Genomic DNA, 25041 nt, shown 5'->3' with positions numbered 1-25041 from the left:
TTAAAAAGTAACTCCACCTCTTAAAATAAAACCGGGGCCGTAAGTCATCTCATAGTCGTCGTTTCCGCCTGACGGAGCTCCCGTGATACCAGCCATTATCAGCCAGTTGATGCCGTTATCCATTGGAAAGATCATCTCGAATGTGCCGTTTATGACGAAATAGCTGGAAGAATCGGTCTGGTCATTCGAACTGAGGGCACCGTACGATAATCCGAATCCCGGGCGGAAGATGAAGTTTTTTCCCTCCGGAGCGATCCATGCCTTCAAAAGGAATCCGAACTCGAACATTGTCGATGATTCCGATTCGACGCTGAAATTGCTGATATTGGTGGCTATGCCGCCGGAGATCTTCGGGCCGAGTTTATAATCGAGCCCGGCGCTGAGGCTGTAGCTCATATCGCTGTCAAAGTCGTTTCCATCCACCCAGAAGGTGCCTGGGCTGATCATGCCTACCTGGAAGTTGTACGTCGTGTTCTTTTCGAGGAATTCACTCGCTGACGAGGGCGCGGCGGCCAAGGCTACGAGGATCACAAGGATGACAAAAGAGTTGAAGAGTTTTGACACAAATCCCTCCTTTGAAAGTGGAAAATGGCTTAATTGCCGCATGGTATCCACAGGCACGAGATTATGTCAAGAGAGAAGAGGATATGATATCGGTTGAGAGACACAGGAGATAAAAAATCAGGTATTGAGGCTGTTTTGGAGGCATTATCCTTCTTGCCGGTTGACAGGGTCTGATATCGGCAGTTGATACAACAAAGTCGAAAATATAGGTAATTATCTTTACAAATTATATTATTTGTGATAAAATGAACTCCTAATTGTCAACAATCATTTACATTGAATGTGATGCTTTGGGGGATTATTTGTTTCAAATAATTAAGCATCGGATTAAAGGGGACCTGATTATTTCATAAGGAGATATCATGAGACGCCGAAGATTGTCCGGGGGGATCTTTCTGTCTTTAATCATTTCAATCGCATCATTTCTTCTCAGTAGCCAGGCGATGGCCCAGTTTCCATATTTCAGCTCTGGCTCACAATCATTGGACCGTATTGATCCGCATGGAGGGAAGATCGGTATCTATAGAGATCCGGCCGGGACTGATTGTGACAGTGAACTGGCTCTCTATCAGATAGACACTCTATATGTAGTATACCATCCAGAGGATAATACCGAAGGGATATGGGCATGCGAATTCCGCGTAGAGAGGACAAGCCCTAATTTATATATCATAGGTACTGAATGGGAAGGTAATCTCTGGATGGGGGATATTGATACGGGGTTTATGATGTCCTTTAGTGATTGCCAGGGCAAACTCGGAGGACCGGTTTTAATAGGGATGATAAGAGTGATTCCCCTCGCTCTGGATTCCCCGAATATTGTAAAAATAATGCCCTGTCCTGAAAATTCCAATCCGAGGATAGCGATCTGTGATGAAAATCGCTCTGAGATGCCTGTTCTGGGTGGTTCTTTCACGTATAACGGTTCCTGCACTCCAGAACTTGTCAGTGCCGATCAGGTCGCCGCCAACCAGGTCGAACTTCTCTTTACGGAAGAATTGTATCCATCTTCCGCGGAGGACGTATCAAACTATCTTGTATTCGAGACATTGGATCCTTCGACGACGATACCCGTCGCGGCGGCATCTCTGCAAAGCGATTCGATGAGTGTCCTGCTTACTCTCGCAGCGCCTCTTGTAGCGGGCACAGGGTACACAGTCCAGGTAGATAATGTGGAAGACTCGGAAGGCAATCCGATAGTATCCGGAAATATCATGAATATAACAGGTTTTGATGTCGCTCCACCCGAAACGCAGATCACCGCGGGGCCCTCGGAGGGTTCCACGATCAGCACATCGAATGTGACTTTTGAATGGACCGGTTCGGATGACCATACAGCCACGGGAGACCTCGAGTATTCATACCAGCTTGACGGAGAGGGGTACAGCGCGTTTTCCGGAGGGACTTCGCGCCAATATGTCGGTCTTTCGAATGGATCGCATCTATTCGAAGTAAAAGCAAGGGATGAAGTCCTTAATGAGGATCAAACCCCGGCGGCGAGGTCGTTTACTGTAAATGTCACTTCCGACAATATCTGGTACGTTCCTTCCGAAGCGCCGACTATACAGGCAGGGATCGATTCCGCCTCGGCAGGCGATACAGTGTTCGTCGACGCGGGGACGTATTTCGAACACGATATAACACTGAAATCAGGGATCGATATAATCGGCGCAACAGGGGACCCGACGGATGTGAACATAGATGCGCAGGGATTCGGCCGGGTCTTTTACGCCAATGGCATCAGCGACGCATTGATAAAAGGGTTCACCCTTAAAAATGGATCTTCCTCTGCAGGTGGATGCATATATTTACTGATTTCTCAGATAAATCTGGAAGATTGTATCATATCGGGAAACACGGCGACAGATGGTGGAGGAATATACTCCCTCATTAGTGGTGTGACGTTATTATCGACTACGATAGAAGGAAATACTGCTTCCGATCAAGGTGGTGGGATCTATGCAGCTATCCCGTATTCAAGTTGGGGAATCAATCTAAACAACTGCACGGTAGCCGATAATGAAGCCCCGGATGGAGCGGGGATATATCTTGGTGATGGAATAGTCAGCACGATAGACCACACTATAATAGCATTCAATAAGACCGGCAGCGCCGCCGGATACGATGGAACACCCTCGGTGACACTTACCTGCTGCGACGTCTACGGTAACGACGCAGGTGACTGGACAGGATGCCTGACAGGCCAGGATGGCGCAGGCGGAAACCTTTCGATAGACCCGGTCTTCTGTGCAGATGATAATCCGAGTGAACCGTGGACTCTCAGGGTTGATTCTCCCTGCAGGCCGGATAACCCCGGGTGCGGGCAGATAGGGGCCTGGGGCGTGGGATGTTCAGCGGTTGAGGCGGTAGAGATCACGGCAGATATGGTCATAAATACTCCCGCTGTCTCTGATCTTTTTGCCGGAGCGCTCGGTTCAGCAGGTGATTTCAACGGGGATGGAGCTCCCGATATAATCATAGGTGCTCAGACAGGCAGGAACCTCTCCAACGCCACATCGGGCGTCGCCTATATATATTACGGCGGGCAATTGTTCACCGATCAACCAGGTCTGGTCCTGTACGGTGAGTCGAGTGGAGACAGATTCGGCAGTTCAGTAGCGAGCGCCGGCGATATTAATAATGACGGATATGACGACGTGATCGTCGGGGCATATGGAAGGAATACTGAAAGGGGATGTGCCTATGTCTTTTTCGGCGGAAACGAACCTGACAATACTGTCGATCTTATAGTTATTGGAAATGTCACAGGGGATCGTTTCGGTATTTCAGTAGCATCGGCGGGAGACGTAAATGACGATAATTACGGCGATATTATCATCGGTGCTTCCGGCGCCGGCGACGATGGTGAAGCGTATATATATTTTGGCGGATCGTCTGTTGATAATCTTAAAGATGTTGTAATGAGTATTGATGGTCCCGGATCAGATAATCTTTTTGGCTGTTCCGTCTCGGGCGCGGGGGATGTCAACGGAGATGGAATCGACGATGTGATTGTCGGCGCGGGGATGTACGGAGAGGATCGTGGAAGGGCTTATGTTTTCCTCGGTGGAACAATTATGGATCCTCTCGCAGATGTCGTCATCGATGGATCTGATGATGGAGATCGTTTCGGTACCTGTGTTTCTTCCGCGGGCGATGTGAATGGTGATGGATATTCCGACGTGATAGTCGGCGCGTACTGGAAGAACGTGGAGGACGGAGCGGCTTATATTTTCCTTGGCGGTTCAGTCATGGACGCAACCGCTGACGTCAGCATTATTCCCCCAGTCGCCAACGGCTGGTTCGGGTATTCAGTCGCATCAGCAGGAGATATCGATGACGACGGGTATTGCGATATTATGGTCGGAGCGCCGAATGTCGTCGATGATTTTGTCTATCAGGGCAAGACATTCATATACAGAGGCAGCCCCGTCCCCGATGGAAATGTTGACCTTATCGCTTCAGGAAGCGCGCAGAATGAGCAGTCAGGCTGGTGCGTATCATCCATAGGGGATATAGACGATGATGGAAGTGATGAATTCATTATTGGAACAAGAGTTCAAAAGGCTGGCCTTTACAATGTTGAAATCGACGATATAACACCACCTGTCATAGTTATCACGTCGGGACCAGAGGAAGGATCATCCCAGATCGAGACTTCGGCCGATTTTACATGGATAGCGACAGACAATTTCACTCCCCAGGATAGTATACTGTACGCGTATCAGCTCGACTCGGGCGGATTGAGCGGCTGGGGAGAGGTAACGTCGATAACATTAAGTGGCCTTTCTGAAGGATTTCATCTGTTCGAGGTCAGGGCGAGGGATACAGAAGACAATATTGGGATCGCAGAGAGGAACTTTGCGGTTGATTTTTCGCCACCGGAAACACAGATCACGAGCGGCCCGAATGATGAAGGCTGGACGAATTTGACAAGCGTTACTTTCGGTTGGACGGGTAGCGATAATATTGCTCCGCCTGAAGCTCTTCTTTATTCATACAGCCTCGATTCATCTGAGTTCAGCGACTGGAGCAGTGACAACACGGTTACGTACGATGGATTGAGTGAGGGCACGCATGTATTTATGGTAAAGGGGAAGGATCCTCTCGGTCATGAAGAAGCCACTCCCGATACGGTAGTATTTCAGGTCGATACGGTAGCCCCCCAGACAGTAATAACAAGCGGGCCAGAGGCGGGAAGCCTTGTAACTTCATCATCGGTAACTCTCACCTGGAGCGGAAGCGACGATAAATCCGGAACAGAAGATCTTCAATATTCCTACCGGGTCGATGCAATGCCATATTCAGCTTTCACTCCCGATACGACACATACCTTCGCCGGATTCACAGACGGTCCGCATATGATATCGGTAAAGGCGAGGGACCTTGCCGGCAATGAAGACGCGACCCCCGATACCCTTTCGTTCACGATCGACGCCCAGCCGCCGGTGATAGTCATTGAAGAAGGGCCGGATGAAGGACAGCATCTTTCAGGCGTCGATGTCAGTTTCGAATGGAGAGCATCAGACGATATCTCTCCCGAAGACAGCATCCTCTATTCATACCGAATAGATTCCGATGGATTCTGCGACTGGGGAAGGGACAGCACGGCGGCGTATTACGGACTTGACGAAGGAATCCATACATTCGACATAAGGGCTAAAGACGAGAGAGGTAACGCGGGAGCATTGACCAGGATCTTTACGATCGACATAACATCGCCGGGGACGCAGGTCACCGGCGGCCCGGAAGATGGGAGCTGCTGGCCGAGCAGCTCGGTGAGTTTCACCTGGACGGGGCTTGACGAGTATACTTCTGTCAACGCTCTTCAATACCGCTACAGGCTCGATGGAGCGATATACACGATCTGGTCGACGGGTACGGGATGTTCATATACCAGCCTTACCCAGGGGAGCCATATGTTCGAAGTCCAGGCGAGGGATCTTGCCGGGAATATCGACGCCAGTCCAGATACGGTCCTCTTTTCCGTCGGGTATAACGATCTTGTCATAACTGAGATAACTGTCCCTGACAGCGCTTTCTGTAACAGCGAGATAGGTGCCAGCTGGATAACTTCAAATATCGGAGACTGCGAAGTCCAGGGTAGCTGGTCGGACAGGGTCTATCTTTCCCCAGACAGCGCGGTGGGAGGGGACGTGCTTCTGGGTAACGTTTCCGTATCAGGGCCGCTAGGTCCGGGCCAGAGCACCGAAGTAAGCGGATCGCTACTTCTTCCCGATAATATCACCGGCAGGTACTGGCTGGTAGTGGTCGCCGACGGAGCGGCGGGGGTCAGCGAGGAAGGACACGAGGGCAATAACGCGATGATAAGCAATTCTTTCATGATCTCCATACCGCCTCACCCTGATCTGCGGGTAACTGATATTTCAGTGCCGGCAGAAGGAATGTCAGGTCAGGGAGTCTATATAGAGTGGACGGTGCGTAATGAAGGGGACGCGCCGTCCACCGGAGGCTGGACGGAACATATATATCTCTCTGACGATCAGGTCGCCGGTGGCGATATCAAACTGTCAGAGTTCAATTATAATTATTCTCTCGATGTCGATTCCTCGTACACCCATATCCATCCGATCACATTCCCCGAAGATATAGAAGGGGGCAGATGGATAGTCGTCGTGACGGACGCAGAAGACGAAGTAAGCGAGTACGAATGGGAGGGTAACAACACCGCAGTCTCGGATGATTCGATAGCGATAACCATGACGCCATATCCCGATCTTGTCGTTTCTAGCATAGAACTGCCCGATTCGACAGATACCAATACTGAGATCGAGATAAGCTGGGATGTCACTAACCAGGGAGGGGCTGCCACGACGACCCCGGTCTGGTATGACAAGGTATATCTCTCTCCCAACCCGTCCCTTCAGGGAGCTTATCTTCTCGGCGAATATGAGAATATGTCATACCTTGGTCCTCAGGAGAGCTACTCGCAGCAGAACAGACCTGTGATGATACCGAAGGAGATCCCGGGAGGCATCTACTATATCGTTGTTGTCGCTGATAACAGGGATTATGTCGACGAGCACAATGAAGAGGGAAACAACATCACGGTAAGCGATCATATCGTTGTCAGGTATATAGAATATCCAAGGCCGGATCTGGCCGTCACTAATTTCGTTCCGGCCTTGACCGGCTGGGCCGGAAATCCAGTGACGGTGAGATGGACCGTGACCAACATCGGAGACGAATCTACCGGAGCCGCAGCCCCTGTGGACTGGGTGATGATCTGCCCGGATAGCATAGTCGATCCTCACAACAGCATACATATCGGAGGAGATATACCAGGACAGCCGCTTGAGCCGGATTCGAGCTATACGACAATCAGGACCATTACCCTTCCATCAAACCTGAGCGGGACCAGATATATCTTCGTATGGACCGATGTCGATCTGAGTTTCGACGATCCGGAGCTGTTGAACAACTTCAGCGACGTCTATCCGATAATCATCAATTCTCCCTCACCGGCCGATCTTGTGGTGAGCAACATTTCCACTGCTTCCGATACCGTCACAGCCGGAGCGACTCTGGAAATCGAATGGGAAGTCACCAATGAGGGAGCGGGGCCGACTTCAGCTTCCGGTTGGACGGACGCGATATACATATCTGTCGACGATTCCCTGGTCACGGGGACTGACTTGAATCTTAAAAGAGTCTATCATTCCGGGTATCTCAATCCCGGAGGGATCTATTCAAGGTCGTACACGGTCGATATACCTTCAGGGATAACCGGTTTGTATTATCTATTCGTCTATACCGATATCGACGACGTAGTCGAGGAAGATATTTTCGAAAATAACAATTCACTGAGATATATGATACCGATAGAGATCGTGGAACCGGTGCAACCTGTGCTGGCTGAATCTGATCTCAGGATCATCGGAGCGGGAGTGTCAGGAGAGGCATGGTCAGGGTCCACGGCGGAAATAGTTTGGACAGTCAAGAACTTCGGACCGGATCAGACATCAGCGACTGGCTGGTACGATTATGTCTATCTCTCCACCGACAGTCTTCCCGGCAACGGTGACGATCAGCTTCTTCTTTCCGCGCAGAGAAGCGCAGCGCTGGTAATAAACCAGACATATTCAAAATCGATGAATATCAGTATCGCTAACGGTCTTTCAGGTGATTACTATCTTCTCGTTGTGACAGACGCGACGGGTAAAGTGTACGAACCTGGAGCAGAGGATAACAATATCGCCGTCGTGCCATTCGTCATCAACCTGACGCCTCCGCCAGATCTTCAGGTCACCGAACTTCTGCCGGAAACTCAGATGACATCGGGCGAGCAGGCGGCGGTCCAGTGGACTGTGAGCAATCTCGGCAGCGGAGGTACAGTCTCTACGTCCTGGACTGACCGCGTATACCTCTCATCAGACAGCACTTATAATTCAGGCGTCGATACGCAGATCGGTATATTCTCCCACAACGGCGCGCTTGGCGCGGGGCAGTTCTACCAGAGTAACAGGAGCGTCACCATCCCGGAAGGATATGAAGGTGATTATTATATCCTTGTCCTCGCTGACGCAGGCGGCAATGTCTATGAACATGGGAATGAAGACAACAACATGAGATCGGCTCACGTTACCATCAGTACGATACCGCCCGATCCTCCCCCCGATCTCGCGATGACCACCCTTGGGTTTATCGACGGCGTCAAGGACACGCTGAGCTATACGGTGACGAATGAAAGCGATTATGGCGTACCTTCAGGGGAGAGGAGCTGGCTTGACAGGTTCTATCTTTCGCCGGACAGCACGCTGGAAACTTCGACCGATATCCTCATCGTATCGTACAGCCGGGTCGGAGACCTCGCTCCACTGAGCAGTTACTCGAGGACGAACGAGATCTCTCTTCCTGAAGGGACAGAGGGAGAATACTATATTATCGGGATAACTGACGCGGGAGAAGCGGTCACTGAAGAGACGGAAGAGAACAATACCGCCTTTATTTTCCGGGAGATAGTGATGACTCCTCCGGATCTTACCGTCGCGGGCGTCGACTGTGACCAGGATTCAGTGATAGCGGGGCAGCCGGCGATAATTACCTGGACTGTAAGCAACGAAGGTACTGGTCCGTGCGATCCGGAAAGCTGGTATGACGGAGTATATCTCTCGATCGACAGGATGCTTGATGAGACCGATTATCTGCTCGGGACGCGTTATCACAGCGGGGGCCTCGCTTCCGGCGCTTCATACCCGGCAAGCCGCCAGGTCACCATACCGTCAGGGATATCGGGGAACTACTACTTCTTCGTCGAGACCGACAGGAATGATAACGTCTACGAATATGTACACGAAGACAACAACATGGCGTACGATCCGGACCCGATCCATATCTATATCCCGCCGCCAGATGCCGATCTGATTGTAAGCGGAGTTACTATACCGCCATCGGGAGTAGTCGGCGATTCGATAACGATCATCTGGACGGTGATAAACGAAAGTGAGTTCGATCTTGAAGGCCAGTGGCGCGATGCAGTCTATATCTCTCCCGATACGTCATGGTCCCTTGGGGATATATACCTCGGAGAACTGCTTCACTCGAGCGGGCTTCAGGCCGGCGGCCTAGTCAGGCTGAGTTTCACGATCGCCACATCGGATTATCTCAGCGCGATCGAATCGTCTGTCCCGGGACTGCTTCCGGGAGGGTATTACGCTCTTGTCCGCTCTGATATCCGTAATAATATACACGAGGCTGACGAGACTAACAACACGGGATATTCCCAGGACGATATCGATATCGACCTTCAGACCCTCTCCCTGGGGGTTACGCACCAGTCGATCATCAAGTACTCGGAACAGCAGTTTTACAGGCTCGGCGCGTCGGGTGGAAATGACCTGAGATTCTATACGGAGTGTCTCGGCCAGAATGATGAACTCGTCATGTTCATCAAATACGGTGAAGTACCCGACAGGATCGATTATGAATACAGGTTCGAGCTAATCGGGAGCCAGGAGCATATCATCCCCGGCTGCGACACTCTTGTCTGCTACCTGATGGTATATGGCGATTACGTGCCTGGCGGAGGTTCCTACTCGATAAGACCGGAATCATTCCTCTTCGAGCTCACCGATATAGAGCCGGTCGTGGTAGATAACACGGGGCTTGTCACCTTTTCCATAACGGGAGGACACCTCAGCGATGCTGTTTCGGTAAAACTCAGACCGCTGGCGGGAGAATCGGTAGAAGCCTGGGACATATATTCGATCAACAGCACAAGGGTAGAGGCCGGGTTCGATCTGAGGGGAGCCGCTATTGGCCAGTACGATGTAGTACTGACGACCGCTGCTCCTGATTCGGCGGAACTTCTCGGTTCTGTGACCGTTGTAGACGGCGTGGGGCCGGTGATCCAGCCTTATATCAAGGGAGCGACGGCGATAAGGCAGAATGTCAGGACGAATTACGACATAGCGCTGATGAACCTGGGCAGAAGCGATGGGCACGATATAATCAGTTCAGTGACAGTCGACGCGGGATCGATGTATTCATTCGGCGTCGACGGCATGATGAGACTTCCCATTGTCTCAGACGGAGAACCGTTCCTCGTATATACTAGCTTTACAGGGGCGGGGTCATCATCTGATTTCACAATCTCCATCTGGGGCATGGCCGATTTCAGCATAGAGGTGATCTCGGTCTATTCCGAACCTGAGTTCAGGGGAGCAGAGCAGAACAGGTCTCTTATATCGGCGTGGGCCGATGACGCCGCGGACGCTTTCGTCGAACGGCTTGAATACGACGGAGTGATCGTAGATCCCGACACATTCGACCTGCTCTTTACCGAAGCGTGGAACGAAGAGCGGTTGTACAGTGAAGGAAGCACGATCACCGAACTGGTCAGCGACAGGATCGACGAGACGATTCTTTCCGCCGCGTCGGCGCTTGGATCTCCCGAGGTCCCGACGCAGGAAACGGGGATCACAGCGCTCGGACTGATCGCAGCTGATGAGAAGGTCAACGATTTCTATGTCTCGGCGAAAGACGATGACAAGTTCAAGAAGAAAAAGACGAATGTCACGGTTAGAATAGCCAGGGACCCCAACGAAAAACTCGGGCCGACTATGCCGGAAGAGGAGAATTTCGTTTCCCAGCTCGTCGATCTGCCATACACGATATACTTCGAGAATGTCCCGGACGCCCAGGCTGCAGCGCAGCAGGTAGTCATAACGGATCAGCTCGATGAGAATCTTGACTGGCGCAAATTCAGGCTTGGCGACATAGTCTATTCCGACCAGGTCGTCGCGGTCCCCGCGAACCTGTCCTACTATTATACGACACTCGAGCTTGAATCGGGTTATCTGCTTGAGATAAACGCCGGCATCAATACGATGACCGGTATAGCCCACTGGATCTTCAATACGATAGATCCTGCTACAGGCCTCCCGCCGATCGATCCAGATGCGGGATTCCTTCCGCCCAATGACGAGAATGGTATAGGCGAGGGGCATGTCTATTTCACTGTCAGGCCCGACAGCGATGTTCCCGACGGAGCAGAGATAACCAACAGCGCGTTGATAGTATTCGATGACAACGACGCGATAGAGACGAACGAGATACTCAACGTGATCAGGAGGGAATTCCCCGACCTGTATATAGCCTCTTCATCTGGATATTCGGCGTTTACTTCGTTTGTCGAAGGAGAAGAAGTGCGCGTGCGGGCGGTAATAACCAACCTCGGGGAAGCCCCCGCCGAGAATTTCATGGTCCATTTCTTCAACGGAGACCCGGAGCTTGGAGGAGCGCTGATAGGCTCTCCTGTCCCTGTCGCGAGACTGGCGAGCGGGGAGGAGAAAGAAGTAGAGATAGTATGGATATCACAGAGGCAGCTCGGCCAGTACGGGATATACATAAGGGTCGATCATAACGGCAGCGTGATCGAAACAGATGAAGAGAACAATGAGAGAGTCTTTATCGTAGATGTGGAGGAGAAGACATATTACGTGGAGTACGCGCAGGATATAAACCTGGTGGCGCTTCCTCTTGAGCCGTCGAGCGAATATACTGCCCGGTCGTACGCTGATCTTCTCGGCGCTTCCCAGATAATCAGGTATGATACGGCAGGATGCTTTGAGACATTCATTCCGTCAGAGCAGACTGGCGACGGTTTCTTCATAGATAATACCAGGGGATATATCGCGGTCCTCGATCAGGCGGCAGAAGTCGCGTACACCGGTATAACACATCTGCCACAGATAATAGTAGATGAAGGGATGAATATAGTCTCACTCCCCGTCGATCCGGCAGAGCCGTTTAATGCCCGTTCGTTCTGCGACAGACTCGGATCGGATCTGCTTATTAGATACGATTTCACTGGAGGAAGATGGAACGCCTTCATACCGGATTTCGACAGCGGGGACGGATTCGGAATCCTTGGAGCGCGCGGATACATAGCTTTCTGCGAAAAGGATGATACCCTATCATTCACCGGAAGCGGATGGATCGGCAGTCAGCAGCTTCCTGTGGGCGGATATATTCCAACAGAGAATGAGAATCAGGTCGCGGGAGCTCCGCTTCTTGGCGTGACCGGAAGCCTGTCGACGATGATATGGGGGGAGAAGAAATCCCTCGATCCGGGTTGCACCGTCAGAATCCGGAACAGCCGGACGAATATAGATGTGCCGGTAAGAGTCGATTTTGAGCGTGGAGAATTTTCAGCCGTACTGATCGATCTCGAAAACCGCGGCGATATATTGCAGGGGGATATTCTCAAGGTAAGGGTACTGGGAAGTTCCGGCAGGGAGATATGCGAACCTTTTGAATACACTATCAAAGATAACGACATAAAGAAGAGGTACGCTTACTTCGACGCCCTGTTTGAAGGAGGCATGCCGTCCGTCACGAAACTGTATCAGAATTTTCCCAATCCGTTCAATCCCATCACTACGATCAGGTTCCAGACATCAGCGCGCGGACGGGTCAAACTGAAGATCTACAACGTGGCGGGACAGCTTATCCGCACTCTGGTCGATGAGCAGAGAGAAGCGGGATATTTCCAGATGACTTGGGACGGACGCAATAACAACGGATCCCTTACAGCATCGGGGGTCTATTTCTACAGGCTGGAGACTGTAGATTACAAGAAAGCTTTGAAGATGGTTATTTTACGATGAGTGGGTTGCATACACGAATCCATCGGTGAAAAAAGGGGAAAATATGGATTTTATAAAAGGCTATTACAGATGAAAGGAAGGAAGAATATGAAAGGAAGGTCGTTTGTTCTGGCGGCGATCATATTCATGCTGGCTGCCTCGGGTCCAACCGGGGTGTCGGCCCAGGATGAATCGGCAGTCTTCGTCGTATACGGGATGATGTACGCCGACAGTTATGGTACTCCCTCCAGCGAGAATTATTTTATCAGAGTCGTGAACGCGACAAAGGACATCGAGGGCGTATCTGAGCTCGGAAATGGGTTGGATGAAGGAAAATACAAGGTGGTATTCCTTGATTTTACGGGCGGATGCGTCGTCTCAACCGATGACTGGGTGGAAATCTGGGCGAGGGCCGATGGGGAGGAAGAGGAATATCTCTACGAGAGAAAGAGGATAAGCCAGGATGATATCGGCGAAAACAGGATCATGATAGACCTGATACAGGGATTGATATCTAACGATTCGACTTCATGGGGAGCTATCAAGGCCTTGCTCAGGGAGTAATAGAGATATACTGCTATTGCTGCTTTATGATATTATTCTATTCCATCAAAACGCGATAATAGTACCGTCCATCCGGAGGAACGCGATGAAAAGGACACTGGTTCTCTTCCCGTTTGCTATGGGAATGCTTTTAAACCTGTGCTGCCCGATTATGGCCGCTGAAAATACAGCTTTTCTGGAAGCTCTTTCCGACAGCATCTCTGTCCTGAGGATCGAGGGCCGCTACGATGAGGCGCTTAAGATCGCGGAATATCTCTTAAGCGAAGCGCCAGTGACAGAAGGAATCAGGAAATTCGAAACTGAAGATTTAGACAGGCTCGTCGCGACCCTTTTTAAAATCAATCGCCTGACGGAGAGAGAAAAAAATGAAATGGCGAGGGCGGATGGAATGAACGCCATCTATGAAGAAGCTTACGACAAAGACGAAATAGAAAAAGCGATCGCGATCACAAATGAACAGTACGATATAAAAAAGAACTTCCTTGGGGCCAGATGTCCCGAGCTTGCCAGGATCCTCACCGTCACCGCGTTCCTCCATGATTATTCGGGAGGAAGGGAAGAGGCCGAAAGATATTATCGCAAGGCTCTTGAACTGGACAGGGAGATCCTCGGAAAGATGCATCCTTTCGTAGCGGAGGATCTTACCAATCTCGGAATATTGCTCCATGAGATGGGAAGAATGGAAGATGTTGATACTCTTTACCGCGAGGCGTACGCGATCTATTCCTCTGAAGAGATAGATGATCAGGAGAATTCGGCATGGGTGATGAGCAGCCTGGGAAGTCTCCTCAAGGATAAGGGAGAGCTTGCCGAAGCGGAGGCTCTGTTCAGGCGCGTGCTTGCCGTCTACCGGCAGATGTGGGGAGAAATAGACCCTGACGTAGCCAGCTGCATGAACGACCTGGCGACAACTCTTGTCGCGAAGGGGGATATTCAGGAAGCCGAACCACTTTTTCGCCAGGCGTTGAATATATATTCTCAGCTCGAGGACGATCATTCCTTTGACAGGGCGATAGTAATGCTTAACCTTGGCAGCCTTCTTCAGGACAGGGAGTTTTATGCCGGAGCGGAGCAGCTTTATCGCCAGGCGATAGAAATATTCGAGGGGATATTCGGCGAGACTGACGGGATAGTCTCTGCATCTTACAATAATCTCGCTGACCTGTTTCACGATACGGGAGAATATGAGAAAGCGGAACCACTGTACCTGAAAGCTCTGCGAATCAGACGCGAAATATCAAAGGATAACCATCCCGAGTCGGCAATCGTTCTTCTCAACCTCGCGAGAAATTACAGGGATGGAGGGAATTATCAGGAGGCGGAGCAATATTATGGAGAATCTCTTTCTCTTTTCAAAGATCTTCTCGGGCAGGATCATCCTTATATATCAATGTGTCTTTTCAGTTATTCAAATCACTATCTCGCCCAGGGGAAATATAAAGATGCGGAACCTTTTCTTAACCAGGCGATAAAGGTATATGATTCGTCGAGGCTCAGGGTAGGAACGGGATTTGGCAGGGTGACGTTCCAGAAATCACCATATTCAAGACTGGCGGATGTCCTTCTTTCAACAGGCCGGGAAAAAAAGGCGTGGCAATATGCCGAAAGGGAGATGGGCAGGGTACTTGCCGAACTGCTGTCCGTATCCGGCAAGCAGCCATTCACTGAAGAGGAAGCTGAGACGATCGAATCGATGCGAAGGGAGATCGGCGGACTTGAGCAAAGATTGGCCGTCTTAAAAACAGCCGCGGGGGAAGAAGGATCAAAAGAGGCCGATAAAAAAGCCTCGGAAGCATACGACGAATTACTCAGAGCGCAGGCACGGTTGAGCGAGGTCCAGAGCAGGATGGCGAAAAAATACCCCATGACAGGAGGGATGGCTTATCAGCTTAAGAAGATCCAGAAAAGCCTGCGGGGAAAGACAGCGATGATCGGATGGCTCGATGTCGAGGAAAAGAAGGGCGAATATTCCTCCTGGGGATATGTCATCAGGAAGAACGGGCCAGTCAGATGGGAGAGGCTCGGCCCCGATGGTCGTGAACGATCCGGGTCGCCCTTCAGAAGAGGGTATGACCTGAGAAGGTCTTTTGCTTCTGCCGGAATCCATATCGAGGCTCTGGCGAAACGCTCAAAGGAATTCTGGGAAGAAAGGATGGCTCCCCTCTCCCTGGAACTCGAGGACATTGAGAGACTGATAATCATACCATCGGGGGCGATGCTTGGCCTTCCGGTAGAAGCGCTCGTAGATAGCGATGGCAGTTATCTTTGTGAGAAATACACGATATCGTACGCACCGTCGGCTACTATCTCGGCATGGCTCGCGGAGAAGGGATCGAAAAGGAATCGGAATAAATCAAAAAAAGCGCTTCTCGTTGGCGATCCTCCATTCTCCGGGGAGGATCTCGTTGTGATGTCGAACGATATCGAGGCACCCGATACTTTGTTAAAAATGGTGAAAATGGACGGCGCCAGTGACGAGGCGAGGCAGCGGGGGGGGTATTCCCGCGATTCGGCGGCGATAGCCAGGCTGCCCCGGCTTGCTGGAAGCCGCGAGGAGATAGAAGAGATAGCGAAAATATCCGGGGAATCGGTCGTTCTGCTCGGACCGGACGCGTCGGAGAAGAATCTGGCGAACTTCGCCGTAAAGGGAACACTGTCAAGTTTTTCGATCATCCATATTGCTACCCATGCCCTGATAGATGACCGGTATCCGGAGAGATCATCTCTGGTCCTGTCACAAGCGGGACTTCCAGATCCTGTGAAAGCGGCTCTCGAGGGCAGGAGGATATATGACGGGCTGCTTTCCGCGGGAGAGATAGTGCGCGAATGGGATCTCGACGCCGATCTCGTCAATTTGAGCGCGTGTGAGACCGGGCTTGGTATGAGGCTCGCGGGAGAGGGATATATCGGGTTGTCGCACGCTTTTTTTCAATCTGGCGCGAGAAGCATGGTGGTCAGTCTCTGGAAAGTCGAGGATAGAGCGACTACCAGGTTGATGAAACGGTTTTATGAGAATTATTTCGGAGCATACACCGATGTAAGAAACGGCGGGGAAAATACGCCTATGCCGAAGGCAGAGGCCCTTACGGAAGCCAAGAACTGGCTTATGAATCTCGAAGATGAAGATGGAAGCAGACCGTACGAACACCCATTCTACTGGTCGGCTTTTATTCTCATCGGGGATGGGGGGAGTGACTACAGGAAGAACTGAACCCGGGATTGATCCTGGCAGCAGTCTCAATGGTTTTCAAGCATGTGCATCTGCCAAAGGTCTCTGCTGCTCCAGCGCAGAAGAGGATGCATCGCCAGCATGCCGGTGCCGCCTATATTGCTTTTAAGGTAATTGAGTTCCACGAATTTTTCTTTCAACTCAGGATCGGGCGGGGGGGTGAACCCCGATTCCTTCATTAAAAGGAGTCCCTTGGCTCTTATCGACAATTCAAGATGAATTCTGAGCAGGCAAAGCATATCAGCGAGGACTTCTCCTGAAAAATTGTTTTTAAGCGAAATCAGATATTTCCCGACGTGAGAATCGAGTATCTGGCCAGTCGTTATCATCTCTAGCATATCGGCGTCGGCGTCGAAGCCTATGCCAAGCCACCTTGAAAGGGATCTTTCGCTCCTGGTGAAGACGGCGATCATAAGGGACGGGAGAATAATGACGAGCCCCGCTGCCGATATTACAGGAGAGACGAGGAAATGATTGAAGATCGAATGTATCACTACAGCAGGCAATAGTGCCGGGAAGATAAAAGAGAAAGAGTGACTTGATTTGCGGTCGAAAATATTTTTAGCGACGATGGCAAGAATCGCTGTCGTCCCTCCATGCATTATCGCCGGTCCGAATCCCCGGATGATGCTGATAAGCGGGTTATTATTTCCAAGCGCGATGATATAATAACTGTTTTCTATAATCGCGAAGCCCGCCCCGACGGCGAATCCGAAAATCGCGGCATCAACCAGAAACCCTGTCCTTCTTGACGCGATCAGATAGGCGATATAGACAGATTTCAACGATTCTTCTACGATCGGAGCGATATATTTTGAGTAATCGGCTGTCTCGATCGATATTGTGGCGATAAGAGACCTGTTTATTACCATGCTCAGGAGAGCGAAGACGACCCCCGCGAGGAGGGCAAGAACGATCGCCCTGAATCTCACCAGCTTGTAGCTGTCCATACTTTTCAGAGCCAGCAGAAATACAATCACAGGCAGAAAACTGAAAAGATATCTCAAATACTGCTCCCCCGGTTTCCGATTCAGAAATGGCTGCCGATCATCGAAGGATCTTCAGGGAGACCATAAGTTCTTCCTCCGGTCCCCGTCCTTCCTCTACCGAGACAGCGTAACCGACCGAAATCGTTGATTCAAGAGATGAAAACAGCACGATCTTGGTGTTAAGCTGGCTGCCGGCGTTAGCTACTTTCCGCCTGAAAATATCATCGTCAAGGTTCGTGACGATTCCACCTGTGAAGAACGAGAGCCTTGACCAGTTGAAGTAAAATGCCGGTATTCCAAAACTTTTATACCGCAGGGGAGGTAGCGTCCACTCGATCATTCCCTTTGTGTAGTTCGTGCCGCCTATTTCGTTCAATTCGACTCCCGGAAAACTGTAATATTCCCTGTACCTGTTGAATGGCCCGTGGTCTATCCAGTTGTTGCCGAATCCTCCAAAATAGAAATTCGCGAATGGTTCCTCGCGTTTGCCGGGGGAATATCCGAAAGATGTCCTCAGCCAGAGAGATGAATGGTCCCATGGTGTGAGCAGCCCGTAGTCCAGATCGAGGTGAGCCAGGGGATATATCTTTGATCTGATACTGCTGGCAAAAGCCTCAAAACTCCACTTTATCCCTTTTTCACTTTCTATCCGTCCGATCGTCGCGCGCTGGCAGCTGTAATCGAGTCTTGCCGATGCCGTGTAGAATTCATCGAAGGAAGTGGAGATATTCTGATAATCGGGGAGTCTTTCAAGATTGCCATATCCGGCGACTCTTACCGAGTAGGAAAGCTTCCTCGGCGCGTCCGTGATAAAGGAGTGATCATATTTAACAGCGAGCGAATATCCTTTTCTGCTTATCTTTGTTGGCCCGAAGAAATCATAGAAATCGGCGCGGTTCCACGCTCCGCTGAGAGTCCACGGATACCTGAGATATTTAAATCTGCCGTGCAACCGCTCGTCTTCGGCAAGCTTCTCTTCAGGAGACCATGAAAGAGATAGATCGAGGCTGTTAATCCCAACGGGATCCATAAGGTCCGACCTGAACCCGAAGGCGGGGTAATCCTTATACCCTTCGGCAACCGGATAGAGCGAGGAGAGTCCGAGCGATCTGACCATGTGATATTCGCCCTTGTAGATAGTAAGGGAATCAAGATCGACATCGGCCGGTGATCCCAGTTTCCATTCTTTGACAATCGGATGCTTTTCTACGACTGCCTGTCCAAGATATTTTACCGCGCAGACATCTTCGATCGGTTGGTTCGGCATCATCACCGGAAGAAAACCTTTTCCCGTGTATCGAAAAGCGACGAGGGAATCGGCTGATATCGGAAGTGGCCGAAAGACTCCGACCTCGCAGTTGCTTATCGCTTCCATTGCCATCGTTTCAAGATCATAACGGAATATATTAGACGTCCCGGTATAATATGATGTCCCGAAGAGGTATCTTCCGCATGGGGAAAAAACAAAATTAGCCACGTTATTATCTGGGAATTCCCACAGCAGATCGTAAGATGTGTCGTAGGCGAGTAGTTTCTCTATCTCCATCCTGACAAGTTTCTGGCTTCCGTTTATCTCAGCGAGCGTCCCGGTGAGATATTTTCCGTCAGGGGAGATGTCCAAGTCGAAGATATCCTTGCCATACCTGAGGGCCATGACTTCGAATCCGTCATTATAAGGGTGGGGAAAAGCGACAATCCTTGACAGTCCGTTATCATGCTGCACTCCCCATATGGACCTGTCTTTCCTGTTCAGCACGAGATCCCCGGTCCTGTTGTTCTTCATAAGGACCATCGTCTTACTCGTGGCGATATCGACGCTGTTAAGGTCACGCCACCCCTTGCTGTTATCCGTCGTGAAAAACAGGGTTGAGGAAGACGGATCGTACGCGAGAGAAGTCACGTAGTACAAAGCTGGCGTAGCTATCTCGCAGAGTTTTCTCGCTTTCCCCGTATCTATATCGATCTCTTCAATATGCGCGAAATCGCCGGGAAAATTGACCGCCGTATAGAGCTTGCGATGTTCAGGGTCGAAAAACTCACGGGAGACAGACCCAAGTGGCCTGCCTGATAGTTCCCTGTACGGAGTCACGGGGTATTTTCTTATCGAATCAAGATTGGTCTGCTGCCACTCGTGTTCGAACCTGATCCATTCGGACCACTCACTGCCGAGAGACCTGTCGAAGACATGTCTGAACTGACTTGAGAAATATCCCTTGCTCCCAGGGTCCCTTTTTACCCAGTCGATCAGGCGCTCAGGACCGTATTTCAGGGCGAGGTAACTGAAGAATCTTGTTCCATAGAGATATGAGTTCTGTCCGATCTGAAAATCCTTGGCCGTGCCCTCCGATTCGAGCCCGACTATGTCATAGAAAAAAGATCGATCCCTAACCATGGCCCTGAATGTCATCTCGTCATAACCTGTAAGAGTTCTTCCGATTCCCCCGGCCATCCATGTCTCCATGAATACCGCTATACCTTCATGGTACCATCTGGGGGCGTATCTGCGAGGATTGGTGAGATAACTGTATATAATGGAGACGGGGTCCTCGGCCGTGGGAGCTACCTTGCCGAAAAACAACCTCCGGTAAAACCTGTCCAATCCGGTTGCCTGGTCGGAAGCAACGACGTGGACCAGCTCGTGATTCATGACCCAGTTCATTCTTTCGTTGGTCGGGCAGGTGTCGTAGACATATTCAAATGGTTCGATCCCGAGCGTTAGCCAGTTATTGGGGATCGTTGTCGTTCCAGCGTAGCCGTAGTCATCAGAATCATTGAAGAATACCGTTACTTCTCCGCTCGGAGTATAATCGAAGAAATCCATGTGATAATGGAGAGCGTTTTCGAAACATCGCGAGAGATGTCCAAGGATATATTCCTGGTCCTTGAAAAAATAAAAGAGATGAAGATTTCTTGTTCTGAGAGAGAGGTATTGGACTTTGATTTCCTGGTCTTTATTCCCGTTTTCTTCGGCGGTCCCGGCGCCTGACAGGAGAGTCACGGTAATAATCAGAGCGAACAACGCGGTAAAAATTATCTTTTTCATCGTTTCCAGACCTGTTTTATGATCATAAATAACAGCAGGAAGATTCCCCGGCGATGATGCCGGGGAATCTTCCACCTCTTCCCCTGTTCTTTTATCTTTCTCCGTCCGGATCAGTCCCTGACGAGAGATGTCCTTTGCATTATCGAGGCTCTCTGCTGGATCGAAGCCCTGTTGAATATGGATGCTTTTTCCTGCAAAGAAGCTTTTTCCATTATGGAAGCTCTTTCCTGAATGCTTGAACGGTTGAAAATAGACGCTTTCTCCTGAAGAGAGAATTTTTCGAAGATTGAACTTTTCTCCTGGATTGAAGCCTTCTGCAGAAGCGAAGACCTTTCCATGACTGAGAATTTGTCCATCAGCGATGATTTCTCCTGCAGGGACATCTTCTCGAAAGTCTCCACCGAAGTAGAAAGACGGTTCATGATCTCACTCTTCTCCTGAAGGGAAAGCCGATTGAAGATAGTTACCCTTTCCTGGGGAGTGAAGTGACCGAATATCGAGGATCTTTCCTCCAGAGAGGCGCGTTCGAGCATCGATACTCTTTCCTCGAGTGAGAATCTGTTGAATATCGAGGCTTTTTCCTGGATTGAGGATCTGAGCATGATCGAAGCTTTTTCCTGGAGGGAGAAACGATCCATGATCGATGCTTTTTCCTGCAATGAAGCCTTCTCCATTATCGAAGCTTTCTCCTGCAGTGAAAGTCTTTCCATTATTGATGACTTTTCCTGCAGCGAAGCCTTTTCCATGATAGAAGCCTTTTCCTGGATCGAGAACTTGTTCATTATGGAAGCTCTTTCCTGGAGAGACATCTTCTCGAAAGCGTCGACGGCTATTGAATAACGATTGAGGATATTCGTTCTTTCCTGTATCGAGAACCTGTTGAATATCGACAATCTCTCCTGGATATTCGACCTGTTGAATATGGAGGACTTTTCCTCCAGTGAAGCCCGTTCCATCAAGGATGCCCTTTCCTGGATCGAGGCTCGCTGGAAGAGGAATGCCCTTCCCTGGATCGATGTTCTCTGAAGGATCGACGATCTCTCCTGCAGCGAAGCTCTTTCCATGATCGAGGCTTTTTCCTGGATCGAAGCCTTTTCCATGATCGAAGCCTTTTCCTGCAGCGAAGCTCTCTGGAAAATCGAAGCTTTTTCCTGGATCGAGAACTTTGCCATGATCGATGATCTTTCCTGGAGAGACATCTTCTCGAAAGCATCGGCCGCTATTGAATAGCGATTGAGGATGCTTGATCTTTCAGCCAGGGAGAGCCTGTTGAATATGGAAGATCTTTCCTGGATCTCAGCCCTGTTGAATATCGAAGCTTTCTCCTGGATCGAGGCTTTTTCGAGGATCGAAGCTTTTTCAAAGATCGAAGCCCTGTTGAATATCGAAGCTTTCTCCTGGATCGAGGCTTTTTCAAGGAATGAAAGCCTTTCCTGGATCTCAGCCCTGTTGAATATCGAGGCTTTTTCCATTATAGACGCTTTTTCGAGGATCGAGGCTTTTTCCTGAAGTGAAAGCCGCTCCATGATCGAAGCTTTTTCCTGCAGCGACGCTCTTTCCATGATCGAAGCTTTTTCCTGGATCGAGAATTTGCCCATGATCGATGACTTCTCCTGGAGAGACATCTTTTCGAATGCGTCACTTTCGATCGAGAAGCGATTCAGTATGCTGCTGCGTTCGCTGAGCGAGAAACGCTGGAAAATAGATACCCTTTCCTCGATGGAGAATTTTTCAAAGATGGAGACTTTTTCCTGGAGTGATGCTTTTTCCAGAATGGATACTCTTTCCTCGATAGATGTTTTCTCCATAAGGGATACTTTTTCCTGAAGTGAAGCCTTTTCGAAGAGGGACGCCATCTCCTCGACGGAAAGGAGCTGATCTTCGGTGTAATCCGATTCATTCTCCTGTCCTTCGAGAAGGACATCCTTCTCAGTCATCTGCGTATCCCTGTGCTTCTCGACAGCACCTATCGTCCCGCGGGCATCTTCATCCGACGCGGGGGGATAGATGAACGCGAAGTAAGCGATCACGAGAACTGCGATGATCACTATACCCAGCAGGAACTTCTTTCCCATTTCCTGACCTCCCTGATTAAAGGTTTAATCTGCCGCTTTCTGATTTAATTACAATTTCAAGTCCCTAAAGTTGTCTGATTGTCGAAAAAGATCTAGTTAGATTCCGGAAATTTTTTTCCGGAGACCATTCTGCCACCCCTGAAAATGCTGAAATTGATTTCCGGGCTTTCTTCAGGACCACTCGCAAAAGTGACCAGATACCGGGAATCACCCTTATGGACTATTTTAAGCCGCTTACCTGACGATTCGAATTCCGGAAGGCCTTTCCCTGGACAGGCAAGTCCCGTGATCCGGGTAGAACCGGCCAGATCGAAGACCAGTTCGAGCTGAGACCGTGACGAAATCTCGACTTTCGCTACCAACCTGTCCGTATCAAAACTCGAGCGAATGATTCCTGAGATATCTTCATCAACGAACTGGAAAAGATCATCGATCTTTCCAATATTGTTTTCCCTGATACCGACCGCAGCGTAAAAATCGGCCAAATCAATTGAAATGCCCCTGTCGATACCAAGCAGGACGGCTGCCAGTATAAGAGCGCCGGCTACGAGACCTGTCGTGAATCCATATGCGTATCGTCTGTTCCAGGAAAGCATCTCTTTGAATCTTTTACCCAGGGATGTGATCTTTCGATCATCGATAATCTGCTCGGATGGACCGAATATTTCACGGAGGATATTTTCCTTCAGTGATTCGGGGGGTTCGAGATCTTCTTCAGCGTCGAGCATCGAGGTGGCCTTGCATAGCCCGTGATAGAATTTAACTGCCGCCGGATCGGAATCGAGCCGTTTTCTTAAAACGAGCTTTTCCTCGGGAGAAATGACTCCGTCTATTTCAGCGTTCATAAGTGATATCATGTATTTGTCATCAAACATCACATACCCTATTCGGCTAGAAGTCTCACCAGATCCTGCCTTGCGTCGTAAAGTCTCGATTTGACCGTTGTCAAAGGAATCTCCAGCACATCACCGATCTCGTTGTAAGACATATCGACGAAATGTTTCAATATTATGATCACTCTCGAGTCGTCCTTGAGTCTCATCAACATCTCCTGGACCCTGCCTGAAGTCTCATTCTTTATCATCTGTTCTTCGGGGTTCGGCTGAGATGAAGTGATATTTCCGATAACACTCATCGATGTCTCGCCTGACCGGGGTCTGGACCGGTTGTTACGCTTTACCAGGTTCAACGCTTCATTCGTCGTAATCCTGTACAGCCAGCTGAAAAACTTGAACGACGGGTCGAAGCTGTCGAGCTTTTCATATGCCTTTATAAATGCCGTCTGGGTTATATCCATTGCGTCCTCATAGTTGTTTGTTATCCTGAACGCGAGATTGAAAATCTTTTTCTCATATTTCTTCACCAGAGCTTCGTAGGCATTCCTGTCGCCTTTTAAACTTTCCGCTACGAGCAATGAATCGCATTCCGACATAATTACAATCCTGAAAATAAAAAGTTTGACGAAAAAAATCCCTTTTTGTCAGATATCGACCAAACATCCCGGCACAAAATACCTGTTATAGATATACTGACCCCCAAATCAGATGACAGACACGCCAGACGACCTATGTCGCGTAATGTGGTCGGTTTAGTTCCCGAAAGGTGTCTTTCCTGTAAAGTGATGTAAAAGAAATGTTACGCTATAACTTATTCGATGTCAAAGATTAAATCGAAACCCGCGATCTTGAAAATATTACGGATATGCTGGTTGAGATTGAGGAGTTTTAACCTGTCATCTGATTTCATCAGCCGTCTCTGCGTGGCAAGAAGGATTCCCAGCCCCGCGCTTGAGATATAATCGAGTTCGCCGAAATCGATAGATGCCGAGCCAGTGACTGCGTCGAGGACTGCCCTGGCTTTTTCGACTTTAGAGGCGTCAAGTTTACCCTGGAATTTAATAATCCCGTTTTCATCTTTTCTAATGTCGAACATCGGTGTCCTCCATATTAATAGTCGCGGTTATACGTAATATGCCATCAACATTCTCGAACCTCAGATCGTCAGTCAGGTTTTCTACCAGGTGAATTCCCAGGCCGCCGCTTTTTCGTGACTCTATCGGTTCATTCGTATCGACTGGGTTTCTTTCGGAGGGATCAAAAGGGGCAACGTCAAAGTCTTCAATATCTATTCTCAGAGCAGACCTGTTGAAACCGAGTGAGATATCGATGTGATCTGTCCCTCCGGCGGCATGCCTGACCTGATTGGTGAATAATTCCTCTATTATAAGGTTGAGGTTGAAGGACATGGCCTCATCAAGATCGTTATCAGCGACGAACTTTCCGATAAAACTGAAAATCGATTCAAGTGAATCGATGCTTCTTTCGAATGATTTCTTCAAAACTCAGCCGGATCCCCCTGGTCGGTCTTTTGTGATAAATCCCACACAGCCTAGCTGCGCAGTGAAGTTAATGCAAGTAAATTTTCCTTTCGGAGTATTGAGATCAGGATGTTATTATTCTGTTTCCTA

The 25041-nt window shown here is 49.7% G+C and carries 11 protein-coding genes; 3 read left to right on the top strand and 8 right to left on the bottom strand.

Annotation, left to right across the window (positions count from 1 at the left end; all coding sequences use genetic code 11):
• Nucleotides 1–564, bottom strand: a complete 564-nt coding sequence (locus JW814_09815) for a hypothetical protein (GenBank protein ID MBN2071740.1) — start codon at nt 562–564, stop codon at nt 1–3.
• A gap of 362 nt (nt 565–926) precedes the next feature.
• Between JW814_09815 and JW814_09810 the strand changes: the two genes are divergently transcribed.
• From JW814_09810 to JW814_09800, 3 genes are all read left to right on the top strand, one after another.
• On the top strand, nt 927–12695 hold the full coding sequence (locus tag JW814_09810; GenBank protein ID MBN2071739.1) for an FG-GAP repeat protein: 11769 nt from the start codon (nt 927–929) through the stop codon (nt 12693–12695).
• Between the two features lie 87 nt (nt 12696–12782).
• Entirely contained in the window at nt 12783–13238 is a 456-nt protein-coding gene (locus tag JW814_09805) for a hypothetical protein (protein MBN2071738.1), read from the top strand.
• An 85-nt stretch (nt 13239–13323) separates the two neighbouring features.
• Nucleotides 13324–16449, top strand: coding sequence for a CHAT domain-containing protein (locus JW814_09800; GenBank protein MBN2071737.1), 3126 nt, complete (start codon nt 13324–13326; stop codon nt 16447–16449).
• A gap of 26 nt (nt 16450–16475) precedes the next feature.
• Here JW814_09800 and JW814_09795 read toward each other — a convergent pair whose 3' ends face one another.
• The 7 genes from JW814_09795 to JW814_09765 form a co-directional block, all read right to left on the bottom strand.
• Entirely contained in the window at nt 16476–17474 is a 999-nt protein-coding gene (locus tag JW814_09795) for a PrsW family intramembrane metalloprotease (protein ID MBN2071736.1), read from the bottom strand.
• Nucleotides 17475–17514: 40 nt separating this feature from the next.
• On the bottom strand, nt 17515–20499 hold the full coding sequence (locus tag JW814_09790) for a hypothetical protein (GenBank protein MBN2071735.1): 2985 nt from the start codon (nt 20497–20499) through the stop codon (nt 17515–17517).
• A gap of 110 nt (nt 20500–20609) precedes the next feature.
• Nucleotides 20610–22574 (bottom strand): hypothetical protein, encoded by a 1965-nt coding sequence (locus JW814_09785; GenBank protein MBN2071734.1) that lies wholly within the window; start codon nt 22572–22574, stop codon nt 20610–20612.
• Between the two features lie 92 nt (nt 22575–22666).
• Nucleotides 22667–23449 (bottom strand): hypothetical protein, encoded by a 783-nt coding sequence (locus tag JW814_09780; GenBank protein ID MBN2071733.1) that lies wholly within the window; start codon nt 23447–23449, stop codon nt 22667–22669.
• Nucleotides 23450–23457: 8 nt separating this feature from the next.
• Complete coding sequence (locus tag JW814_09775) at nt 23458–24006, bottom strand: sigma-70 family RNA polymerase sigma factor (protein ID MBN2071732.1); 549 nt, start codon at nt 24004–24006, stop codon at nt 23458–23460.
• A 215-nt stretch (nt 24007–24221) separates the two neighbouring features.
• Nucleotides 24222–24506 carry an STAS domain-containing protein gene (locus JW814_09770; GenBank protein MBN2071731.1) on the bottom strand — a complete coding sequence of 95 codons (285 nt, stop codon included), beginning with the start codon at nt 24504–24506 and terminating at the stop codon, nt 24222–24224.
• Nucleotides 24493–24912: an ATP-binding protein gene (locus JW814_09765; protein MBN2071730.1), complete on the bottom strand. Its 420-nt coding sequence runs from the start codon at nt 24910–24912 to the stop codon at nt 24493–24495. The genes JW814_09770 and JW814_09765 overlap by 14 nt, the downstream gene beginning before the upstream one ends.
• Nucleotides 24913–25041 lie beyond the last annotated feature (129 nt).

It is taken from the genome of Candidatus Krumholzibacteriota bacterium, from assembly GCA_016932415.1.
Lineage (GTDB): Bacteria > Krumholzibacteriota > Krumholzibacteriia > Krumholzibacteriales > Krumholzibacteriaceae > Krumholzibacterium.
Note: the sequence above shows the minus strand (reverse complement) of the source record. Positions and strands in the feature narration are given on the sequence as shown.